This window comes from Paraburkholderia graminis C4D1M (assembly GCF_000172415.1).
Classification (GTDB): Bacteria; Pseudomonadota; Gammaproteobacteria; order Burkholderiales; family Burkholderiaceae; genus Paraburkholderia; species Paraburkholderia graminis.
The window spans coordinates 109829-120340 of sequence record NZ_ABLD01000010.1 but is presented as its reverse complement, the minus strand read 5'-3'; the positions used below and the strand labels follow the sequence as shown (position 1 = coordinate 120340).

At 64.4% G+C, this 10512-nt stretch carries 10 protein-coding genes and 1 pseudogene; 4 read left to right on the top strand and 7 right to left on the bottom strand.

Features of this window, described 5'->3' with window-relative positions; genetic code table 11:
• The first annotated feature begins 99 nt into the window (after positions 1-99).
• The 3 genes from xdhC to guaD all read left to right on the top strand — a co-directional run bounded on the left by xdhC (position 100) and on the right by guaD (position 3681).
• Positions 100-1116, top strand: a complete 1017-nt coding sequence (gene xdhC, locus BGRAMDRAFT_RS17930) for a xanthine dehydrogenase accessory protein XdhC (protein ID WP_006050215.1) — start codon at positions 100-102, stop codon at positions 1114-1116.
• Positions 1117-1164: 48 nt separating this feature from the next.
• Complete coding sequence (locus BGRAMDRAFT_RS17925) at positions 1165-2211, top strand: adenosine deaminase (protein ID WP_006050214.1); 1047 nt, start codon at positions 1165-1167, stop codon at positions 2209-2211.
• Positions 2212-2313: 102 nt separating this feature from the next.
• Positions 2314-3681 (top strand): guanine deaminase, encoded by a 1368-nt coding sequence (gene guaD, locus BGRAMDRAFT_RS17920; protein WP_006050213.1) that lies wholly within the window; start codon positions 2314-2316, stop codon positions 3679-3681.
• A 24-nt stretch (positions 3682-3705) separates the two neighbouring features.
• Here the strand turns inward: guaD and BGRAMDRAFT_RS17915 are convergent, their stop codons facing one another.
• Positions 3706-4938, bottom strand: a complete 1233-nt coding sequence (locus BGRAMDRAFT_RS17915) for an NAD(P)/FAD-dependent oxidoreductase (RefSeq protein WP_006050212.1) — start codon at positions 4936-4938, stop codon at positions 3706-3708.
• Between the two features lie 121 nt (positions 4939-5059).
• Here BGRAMDRAFT_RS17915 and BGRAMDRAFT_RS17910 point away from each other — a divergent pair, with 121 nt between their 5' ends.
• A complete protein-coding gene (locus BGRAMDRAFT_RS17910) occupies positions 5060-5788 on the top strand; it encodes a class I SAM-dependent methyltransferase (RefSeq protein WP_006050211.1) in 729 nt (242 codons plus the stop codon).
• A gap of 43 nt (positions 5789-5831) precedes the next feature.
• Here BGRAMDRAFT_RS17910 and BGRAMDRAFT_RS17905 read toward each other — a convergent pair whose 3' ends face one another.
• The 6 genes and pseudogenes from BGRAMDRAFT_RS17905 to BGRAMDRAFT_RS17880 form a co-directional block, all read right to left on the bottom strand.
• Positions 5832-6275 carry an excinuclease ABC subunit A gene (locus BGRAMDRAFT_RS17905; RefSeq protein ID WP_006050210.1) on the bottom strand — a complete coding sequence of 148 codons (444 nt, stop codon included), beginning with the start codon at positions 6273-6275 and terminating at the stop codon, positions 5832-5834.
• A 72-nt stretch (positions 6276-6347) separates the two neighbouring features.
• A complete protein-coding gene (locus tag BGRAMDRAFT_RS17900) occupies positions 6348-6773 on the bottom strand; it encodes a hypothetical protein (RefSeq protein ID WP_044021313.1) in 426 nt (141 codons plus the stop codon).
• 55 nt (positions 6774-6828) lie between these two features.
• The gene (locus BGRAMDRAFT_RS17895; protein ID WP_006050208.1) at positions 6829-8082 is read right to left on the bottom strand and encodes a beta-ketoacyl-[acyl-carrier-protein] synthase family protein; all 1254 of its coding nucleotides are present in this window, start codon (positions 8080-8082) and stop codon (positions 6829-6831) included.
• Positions 8079-9304: pseudogene (locus BGRAMDRAFT_RS17890) on the bottom strand (beta-ketoacyl-ACP synthase). The gene BGRAMDRAFT_RS17895 and the pseudogene BGRAMDRAFT_RS17890 overlap by 4 nt, the downstream one beginning before the upstream one ends.
• A complete protein-coding gene (locus tag BGRAMDRAFT_RS17885) occupies positions 9304-10029 on the bottom strand; it encodes a 3-ketoacyl-ACP reductase FabG2 (RefSeq protein WP_006050206.1) in 726 nt (241 codons plus the stop codon). Before BGRAMDRAFT_RS17885 ends, BGRAMDRAFT_RS17890 begins: the two are co-directional and overlap by 1 nt.
• Positions 10026-10511 carry a hotdog family protein gene (locus BGRAMDRAFT_RS17880; RefSeq protein WP_006050205.1) on the bottom strand — a complete coding sequence of 162 codons (486 nt, stop codon included), beginning with the start codon at positions 10509-10511 and terminating at the stop codon, positions 10026-10028. Before BGRAMDRAFT_RS17880 ends, BGRAMDRAFT_RS17885 begins: the two co-directional genes overlap by 4 nt.
• Position 10512: the final 1 nt, after the last annotated feature.

The window sequence follows — 10512 nt, the reverse complement described above, 5'->3', positions numbered from 1 at the left end:
CGATGAACAACGCCACAGCCCGACGCGACCCCAACGCATCGCGCCACGCTCAACCGGCCGCGCGGACACCGCGCGCGGCACTCCACGGAGAATCGCCGGATGCAAGCCTGGCTACCTGACCTGCAACATCTGCTCGCACACGGCGACGCGGCCGTGCTGGTGACGGTCGCGCGCGTCGAAGGCTCGGCGCCGCGCGAAGCCGGCACGAAGATGATCGTCACGCGCGATTCGGCAAAGCATACGATCGGCGGCGGCCACCTCGAATGGAAAGCGATCGAGACCGCGCGCCAGGTGTTGCGCGACGGCATGCGCTCGCCGCATATGCGCCGGCTCGAGCGTTTCGCGCTCGGCCCGAGCCTCGGTCAATGCTGCGGCGGCGCAGTGGTGCTCGCATTCGAACGGTTCGACGTGGGCGACCTCGGCTGGATCACGTCGATTGCGAAGCGCCTCGCGGCCGGTCAATCGACGGTGCGTAGCGTATCATTCGGCCCCGCGCCGGATGCGGTGATGCTGTCCGATCCCGAGCCGGGCGTGGATGCCGCCGACTGCCTGCTGTGGGACGGCGCCGGTTTCGACGACAGCGGCGCGCTGCTCACCGAAACCATCGCGCCAGGCGACTTCCCGGTCGTGCTGTTCGGCGCGGGCCACGTAGGCGCCGCGCTGGTTCGCGTGCTCGCCACGCTGCCTTGCACGGTGCGCTGGGTCGACGAACGCGACGCGCAGTTTCCGCCCGTCGAATCGCTGCACGCGCACAACGTGAAGATCGACGCGAACGACGCGCCCGACGAAGCCGTCGACGAGGCCGCGCCGAATACGTACTTCATCGTGATGACGCACAACCATACGCGCGATCTCGAATTGGCCGAGCGCATTCTGCGGCGCCGCGACTTCGCGTTCTTCGGCATGATCGGCTCGCATAGCAAGCGCAAGCAGTTCGAGCACCGGCTCGCCGCGCGCGGCATCGATCCCGCATGGATTGCGCGGATGAAGTGCCCGCTCGGGGTGGACGGCATCGTCGACAAGTCGCCGGAAATCATTGCGATTTCCGCGGCCGCGCAGTTGCTTCAAGCCGTCGAAGCCAACGCGAGCCTGCATCGCACGGCGCAAACGGTTTGACTGTTTCGACCGACGGCGAGCAACAACACACACACATTCTGACCGACCATGAATAGAACAAGCCCTGCCACTCTCGTTGAAAAAACCCTGCTCGCGCCGAAGGCCGAGTTGCATATCCACATTGAAGGCTCGCTCGAACCCGAACTGATTTTCGCGCTCGCGAAGCGCAACGGCGTGAAGCTCGCGTACGACTCGATTGAAGCGCTGCGCGCGGCGTATGCGTTCACCGACCTGCAATCGTTCCTCGACATCTATTACGCCGGCGCGAGCGTGCTGCTGCACGAGCAGGACTTTTACGACATGACGATGGCGTACGTCGAGCGCTGCCTCGCCGACAACGTGATTCACAGCGAAATCTTTTTCGATCCGCAGACGCATACCGAGCGCGGCGTGCCGATCGCGACGGTCGTGGCCGGCATCGAACGCGCGCTCGCCGACGCGCAACAGCGCGGCATGACGAGCAAGCTGATTCTGTGCTTCCTGCGGCATCTATCCGAGGAAGACGCGCTCGCCACGTTCGAAGAGGCGCGGCCTTTGTTCGAACAGTACAAGCATCGCCTGATCGGCGTGGGACTCGATTCGTCGGAGCGCGGCCATCCGCCGTCGAAGTTCGAGCGTGTGTTCGCGAAGGCGCGTGAACTTGGGCTCAAGCTCGTCGCGCATGCGGGCGAGGAAGGACCGCCGTCGTACATCTATGAAGCGCTCGACGTGCTCAAGGTCGACCGTGTCGATCACGGCGTGCGCAGCATCGAAGACCCAGCGCTCGTCGCGCGTCTTGCCGACACACGCGTCGCGTTGACGGTGTGTCCGCTGTCGAATCTCAAGCTCTGCGTGTTCGACGATCTCACCAAACATACGCTGAAGGATTTGCTCGATCGCGGCGTTGCGGTCACGGTGAATTCGGACGATCCCGCGTATTTCGGCGGCTACGTGAACGCGAACTACGCGGCCACCATCGACGCGTTGAAGCTCGACGACAGCCACGTCTACACGATTATCCGCAACGGCTTCGAGGCGTCGTTCGTGACGCCCGACGAACGCGCCGAACTGATCGCGAAGCTCGACGCGTACTGGAATCAAAACGGCCCGCATTAAAGGCACTAAAAAGCCGATAAAGGCCGATGTATCGCAGCGCGCGCGGCGTCAATCAAGCGCCGCACACGCTGCTTAGCTTTTCATTTCGGAGACGGTTTTCCCATGACTCATTCTGCACAGGCGCCGGCGCAATCGGCATTTCGCGCGCAATTGCTGACCTTTAACGGCGATCCGTCGCGCTCGCCCGATGCGGCGGTCTTCCATGAGGACGGCCTGCTGATCGTCGAAGACGGCCATGTCGTCGCGGCGGGCGCGTATGCCGCGCTCGCGTCGCAACTCGCGCCGGGCGCGTCCGTGCAGGACATGCGCGACAAACTCATCGTGCCGGGCTTCATCGACACGCACATTCACTATCCGCAGACCGACATGATCGCGTCGCCCGCGTCGGGTTTGTTGCCGTGGCTCGACACGTACACGTTTCCGACCGAGCGCCGTTTCACCGACGAAGCCTACGCACGCGACACCGCGGCCTTCTTCCTCGAGGAACTGCTGGCTTGCGGCACGACGACCGCGCTCGTGTATTGCACGGTGCATAAGCAATCCGCCGACGCGCTGTTCGCCGAGAGCGAGGCTCGCAATCTGCGCATGGTCGCGGGCAAGGTGCTGATGGATCGCAACTGTCCGGAGTTTCTGCGCGACACTGCGCAATCCGGTTATGACGACAGCGCCGAACTGATCGGCCGCTGGCACAACCGCGGGCGTCAGATGTATGCGCTCACGCCGCGTTTCGCGCCGACTTCGACGGAAGCGCAACTCGAAGCGTGTGGCGTGCTCGCGCGCGAACATGCGGATGTGTTCGTGCAGAGCCACGTCGCGGAAAATCTGGATGAAGTGAAGTGGGTCAATAGCCTCTTTCCGGGCCACCGCAGCTATCTGGACATCTACGATCACTACGGTCTGCTGCGCCGCCGCGCGGTGTACGGCCATTGCATTCACTTCGACGCGGAAGACCGCAAACGCATGGCGCAAACCGGCACGGTCGCGTCGCATTGCCCGACGTCGAATCTCTTTCTCGGCAGCGGTCTGTTCGATTTCGACAAGGCCGACGAAGCCGGCATGCCCGTTGCGCTCGCAACGGACGTCGGCGGCGGCACGTCGTTCTCCATGCTGCAAACGATGAACGAAGCGCACAAGGTTGCACGCTTGACCGGACATCATCTGACGGCCACGCGGATGTTTTATCTCGCGACCGCGGGCGCCGCACAAGCGCTCGATCTCGCGGATAAAGTCGGCACGTTGAAGCCGAAGTCCGAAGCGGACTTCGTCGTGCTCGATCCGCAAGCGACGCCGCTGCTTGCGCGCCGCACGGCGCGCACCGAATCGCTCGAAGAGTTGCTGTTCGCGTTCGCGCTGCTCGGCGACGACCGCGCGGTGTACGAGACGTATGCGGCGGGCAAGCGCGTGCATCGCCGCGACGATGTGCGCGAGCATGCGCCTCGCGTGGCGCACATGGCACCGGTTGTGGCCTGACGAAGCGCTACAACCAAAGCGCGATCAACGCTGCGTGCACACCTCGTGCAACGCGTTGAGCCTGCGCACCGGATCGGCGACATACGGGTTCGATTCGTCCCATGCGTAGCCTGCGAGCACCGAGCTGATCATGCGGCGAATCGACGGCGTCTGGTCCGGATAGAAAATGATGTCCTGCAACTCGCCCGTATACCAGCGCTCGACAAATGCGCGGAATGTGTCGATGCCCTTGCGCAAAGGCACATCGTATTGCGCGGACCAGTCGACCTGCTCGCCGTCCAGTTGACGGTTCAAGGTCTGCACCGCGAGATGCGCCGAGCGCAGCGCGATCGTCACGCCGGATGAAAACACCGGATCGAGAAACTCGCCCGCGTTGCCGAGCAGCGCATAGCCGGGCCCATGCAAGCGCTCGACATTCGCCGAGTACCCGCCGATGTGACGCACCGGCATCAGGAACGGCGCGTCGCCGATCAGCCGGTTGAACGTCGGCTCCTTCTGGATCAGCGCGCGCAGCATCGCCTCGCGTTCGTTTTCCGGCACATCGAGAAAACTCGACTCCGCGACGCAGCCCACCGACGACCGTCCACCCGCGAGCGGAATCATCCAGAACCACACGTCGCGACGCTCGGGGTGCGTGGCCACGCAGATCTTGTTGCGATCATGCGCGCCGGCCGGCAGACCGTCGTACACATGCGAGAACAGCGCCGCGCGCGTCGGCATGCGCGTGGGCGCTTCGAGATTCAGCAGACGCGGCAGCACGCGGCCGAAGCCGCTCGCGTCGAACACGAAGCGCGCTTCGATCTGATACGCATGACTGGCCTCGTCGGTCACGTCGACGCGCGGCGCAACGCTGTCCGTATGAACCGCCTGCACCGTGTGGCCGAAGCGCACGTCGGCGCCCTGCGCGGCCGCGCAGCGAATCAGGATGTCGTCGAACGCCGCGCGCTCGACCTGATACGTCGTGCCCCATCCCGCCGAATGCTTGTCGCGGAAATCGAACGACGACGACCGGTCGCGATACACGAACTGTGCGCCGTTCTTGTACTGGAACCCTGCTTCGACCACCGCTTGCAGCATCCCTGCTTCCTCGAGATAAGCCATGCTTTGCGGCAACAGGCTCTCTCCAATCGAAAAGCGCGGGAAGTGCTGACGCTCCAGCACGAGCACCGAGCGGCCCGCCTTGCGGAGCAACGCCGCGGCAACTGCCCCGGCCGGCCCCGCGCCGATGATGACGACATCGGCCGCCAAATGCTTCATGACATGTGTACTCAAGTTTGCCTCAATCGTTTGCTTGCTCGACGCAGCATTACGCTGCATCCTTACGCCTTGTTACATTGCATCTCTAACAGAAAGAACCGTTTTTTCCGGGGAGCCCAGCGTGCCGCCGTCTCATCCATCCACCGTGCCCTTCGTGCCGGAAACCGCATTCGGAATCTGGTTCCTGCGCACGCATACGTGGGAACACCACGTGCTGCGTGTCGCGATCGACGACCTCAAGCGTCTGATCGACACACCGTTGCCCGCGGCGCCCGTCATCGTCGACGTGGGCTGCGGACAAGGCATTTCGTTTCGTCTGCTCGCGGATGCGTTCAAGCCGCGCCGCATTGTCGGCATCGACTATCACGAGCCGTCTCTCGCGCTCGCCGCGAATGCGGCTCAAGCCTGCCGCGATAAAGTCGCCGACATCGAGCTGCTGCACGGCGACTGCGCCGAATTGCCGCTGCCCGATGCAAGCGCCGACATCGTGTTCTGCCATCAGACTTTCCATCATCTCGTCGAGCAGGACCGCGCGCTCGCCGAGTTCCGCCGCGTGCTGAAGCCAGGCGGCGTACTGCTGTTCGCCGAATCCACCGACGCGTACATCAGATCGTGGGTGATCCGGCTATTGTTTCGCCATCCTATGCAGGTGCAAAAAAGCGCGGATGGCTATCTCGACATGATCCGTCGCGGCGGCTTCAGCTTTACCGAACGCAACGTCTCGCTGCCCTACCTCTGGTGGAGCCGCGCCAAAGACTTCGGTCTGCTGGAACGGCTCGGCCTTTACCGTCCGCAACCCGGCAAGCGCCGCGAGACGCTCGTCAATGTCGCGGCGGTCAAGGCCGATTGAATCAGGTGCTCCGCAGCCCGCTTATTTGGCTTACTTAGCCTGCTTACTTACGCAGCGTGACGACATCGCCCTTCAGCGCGACGCCGGCAATCACGGCGCCCGCGCCGCAGGTGAACTCGGTCGCGCTCTCGCGCACTTCGTTCTTGTAGTTGCTCTTGATGTTGATGACCGCGTTGCCGCCTTCCTTGCGCGCGCGGTCCTGCAACTCGATCACCGCCGACAGGAACACATGCTGGCACGCGTCGGTATCGCTCTTGCCGAACGCGTTGGTCTTCTTGTTGGTGGCGAACTCGCCGATCTTCTTCGCGACGGCCGGATGCCGCTGGCCCGCGAAATACAATGCGATGTCGTCGCTGACCTTGCCCGGCTCGCTATGCAACGCCGGTTCGATCGGATAGTTTTCCACCGTGTCGCGTGCGAAAGCCGGTGCAGCGCTCAGCATGGTGAACGAAGCGGCGAGTGTGACAGACATCAGATGGCGTTTCATTGATACTCCTTTGCTGGTTGTTATCCGTTTTACGATTGACGTATCTACTATTGCCTCACGAGCGAGCGCGCCTTAGTTCGCCTCGAGCACGACGAGCCTGCCGCTCACTGCAATCGCCGCGGCGCTCTGACTTACGCCGCAGGTGAACTCGCGCGACGAATTGCTCTCGCTGCTGTGAAAGCGCGTCTTGATGTCGATCACCGCATTCGCGCTGCGTTCGCGTGCCGCCGCGCGCAGCTTGCCGATGGCTTCGGTAAGCGCGTCGCGGCATGCGTCGTCGGCATCGGCGACCTTGCGCGCAATGCGCACCGAGTACGAAACGTCGCCGAGGTCGCGCTTCACCGCCGGATGATTCTGCTCGCCGAAATACACCGGCACGGCGCCGCGCGATTCGCCGCCCGCAGCCGCGAGCGGCAGCGATTTGACTTGCGTCGCGCAGCCCGTCAGCGCTGCGGCTGCCATCGTCAATGTGCCCAGCATGAGCGCTGCTTTCACCATTCTCTTCGTTGCTTTTGTCATTCTTATTACCCTCGTTTTTAAAATCGCGGCCGTTTCAGCCGCCCCGCCACGCCTCGAACATCAAGCTCGCGCAACTGCCGCCAAATCCGAACGAGACCGACATCGCCGTATCGATGCGCGCGTCGCGCGTCTCGCGCACGAGCGGCATGCCGTCGATTGCCGGCTCCGCGCTTTCAATCCCCGCGCTTTCGATCCCCGTTGTCCCCGCGATGAAACCGTCGCGCATCATCAGCAGCGTGTAGATCGCCTCGTGCGCGCCGCAAGCGCCAAGCGGATGCCCGGTCATGCCCTTCGTCGACGAAAACGCGGGTATGCCTCGCTCCGAAGCCGCGCCGAACACTTGCGTCAACGCGCGCAATTCCTCGACGTCGCCAAGCGGCGTGGATGGTGCGTGCGTGTTGATGTAATCCGGTGCCTTGCCGGCTTCGTTCAGCGCGCCGCGCATCGCCCTCGCGATGCCCGCCGCGCGCGGCGTGACCATGCCGGCGTCGGTGCAATCACCGAATCCCGTCAGCTCCGCGTAGATGCGTGCGCCGCGCGCCAACGCGTGATCCAGCGCCTCCAGCACGAGCACGCCGCCGCCCGACGCGATCACGAAGCCGTCGCGCTCGCTGTCATAAGGACGCGACGCACGCTGCGGCGTATCGTTGAAGCGGCGCGACAGCGCGCCCATCGCGTCGAACATCAGCGTCATGTTGTCGTGCAACGACTCGCTGCCGCCCGCGAGCACGATCTGCTGACGGCCGGTCTGGATCAGTTGCATTGCCTGGCCGATCGCGAGCGCGGACGTCGTGCACGCCGACGACGGCGAATAGCTGACGCCTTCGAGCCCGAACACCTGCGCGACATTCGCCGACGCGGTGCTGCTCATTGCATGCGGCACCGTATAGGGCGGCACTTTTTCGACGCCGCGCGTGTTCGCAACGGCCATCGCCGCGTCGTAACTCGACATGGTGCCGACGCCCGAGCCGATCACCGTGCCCGCGTGCGGCGAGCGCAGCATGGCGGCGTCGAGGCCGGCGTCGTGAATCGCTTTCTTCGCGGCGTGACACGCGAAACGCGCGGTATCGCCCATGAAGCGCTCGAGCTTGCGCTCGAACGGCGGCTCGCTATCGACCGATGCGACGCCCGCGACCTGCGAGCCGAAACCGCGCTCGCGCCATGCGTCGATCCGCTCGATGCGCGACGTGCCTGCACGCAACGCGGCCGACACTTCGTCGAGCGTATTGCCGAGGCACGACACGATGCCCATGCCCGTGACCACGACGCGTTGCAGCTTCACACTCATCGAACGCGCCTGAAGATCAGCGACGTATTGATGCCGCCGAACGCGAAGTTGTTGCTCATCACGAGTTCGGCGTCGATCTCGCGGCCCGTGCCAACGATGTAGTCGAGCGGCGCGCAAGCCGGATCGACATTGTTCAGGTTCAGCGTGGGCGCGTACCAGTTGCGCTTCATCATCTCGATGGTCCACCACGCCTCGAGCGCGCCGCACGCGCCGAGCGTATGCCCGACATAGCTCTTGAGCGAACTGATCGGCATGCGTTCGCCGAAGGTCTGAAGGGTCGCGTGGCTTTCGGCGACATCGCCGCGATCCGTCGACGTGCCGTGCGCGTTCACATACCCGATTGCGTCGGGCGGAAGCTGCGCGTCGTTCAGCGCGAGCTGCATTGCGAGCGCCATCGTTTCCGCGGTCGGCTGCGTCATGTGTGCGCCGTCCGAATTGCAGCCGAAGCCGACAATCTCGGCGTGAATCCGCGCGCCGCGCGCCACCGCGTGTTCGTATTCCTCCAGCACGAGCGTGGCCGCGCCTTCGCCGACCACGAGGCCGTCGCGTGCGGCATCGAAAGGACGCGGCGTGAGATGCGGCTCGTCGTTGCGCGTGCTCGTTGCGTACAAGGTGTCGAACACGGCGACGGCGGGCCCCGACAATTCTTCGGCGCCGCCCGCGAGCATCAGCGTCTGCTTGCCCGTCTGAATCGCTTCATACGCGTAGCCGATCGCCTGGCTGCCCGACGCGCACGCGCACGAGGTCGGAATGATGCGCCCCTTGAGGTCCCAGAACAGGCTCACGTTGACGGCCGTGGTGTGCGGCATCATCTGCACGTAGCTGTTCGATGTGACGTCGCTCATCGAGCCGGTTTCAAGCATCGTGCCGAACGCGCGGATCGGCTGCACCGAACCCGACGACGAACCGTAGGCGACGCCCATGCGGCCGTCCTTGATGCGGCGTCGTCGGCGAGGCCCGCATCGGCGAGCGCGAGTTCGCTTGCGCGCACCGAATACAGCGACACAGGGCCCATCGAACGCGTTTTCTTGCGCGGATAATGCGCGGGCGCGACGAAGCCCGGCAACGGACACGCGAGCCGCGTATGCAGCGATTCGAAGTAGTCCCACTCGGGCATGCGCCGCACGGCATTCACGCCGCTTTTCAGGCGCGCTTCGATGGCGTCCCAACTATCGCCGAGCGCGGTGACGCCGCCCATGCCGGTAATGACGACTCGCTTCATCAGATCATCCCGCCGTTGACGCCGATCACCTGGCGCGTGACATACGAGGCCGCATCCGACATCAGGAAGCTGACCACCGACGCGACTTCCGCAGGCTGCCCGACGCGGTTCATCGGCACCGTCTTCAGCGCGTGTTCGAGCTGCATCTCTTCGAGCATGCCGGTTTCGATCAGACCGGGCGCCACGCAATTGACAGTGATGTTGCGCGTCGCCAGTTCGACCGCGAGCGCCTTGGTCGCGCCGATCAGACCCGCCTTCGCCGCGCTGTAGTTCACCTGGCCGCGATTGCCCATCACGCCCGACACCGACGCGATCGTCACGATGCGACCGCCCTTGCGCGCGCGGACCATCGGCATCGTCAACGGATGCACGACGTTGTAGAACGAGTCGAGGCCGGTTTCGATCACGATGTCCCAGTCTTCGTCGCTGAGCGCGGGAAACGCGGCGTCGCGCGTCACGCCGGCGCTGCATACGATGCCGTAGTACGGGCCATGCGCCGCGACATCGGCTTCGAGCACTTCGCGGCATACCGCGCGCTCGCGCACGTCGAACTGCAGCACGCGCGCGGTGCCGCCCTGCGCGGCGATGCCCGTTGCGACCGCTTCGGCCTCGGTGCGTCCGGTCCGGCAATGCACGGACACCGCGAAGCCGTCGGCGGCCAACTGGTACGCAATCGCGCGGCCAATGCCGCGGCTTGCGCCGGTAACGAGAACACGCCGGCTCATGAACTGAAACTCCCCTCAATGAATGACTGAAAATCGGCTGGCTGAAACACCTTGATCACGGCTTCGGCGCAGCACACGTCGCCGTCTTGAATCGTGCATTCGTACGCACCGTGGCCTTCCTCGCTGCGCAGCAGTTCCGTTGCGTGAACCAGCAGTTGTGCGCCGCCTGCGAAGCTCGGCTGCAACGCCTTGTAGCTGCGTGAACCGAGCAGCACGCCGGGCCGCGCACGGCCGCCGCCTCGCATGGCCAGCAGCGCGACATGCGCGGCAATGGTCTGCGCCATCAGTTCGATGCCGATCCACGCGGGCATCGCGCCTTGCGCGTCGGCGTACCATGCGTCGGCGTGAACGGTCGCGCGCGCGGTCAGCGTCTCTTCGCTGAACGTGTTGACCCCGTTGATCAGCAGCATGGTGCCGCGATGCGGGATGATCGCTTCGATCGGTTGCTGCAGCAGTTCGTCGATAGTTAGCGTGTCGTTCATC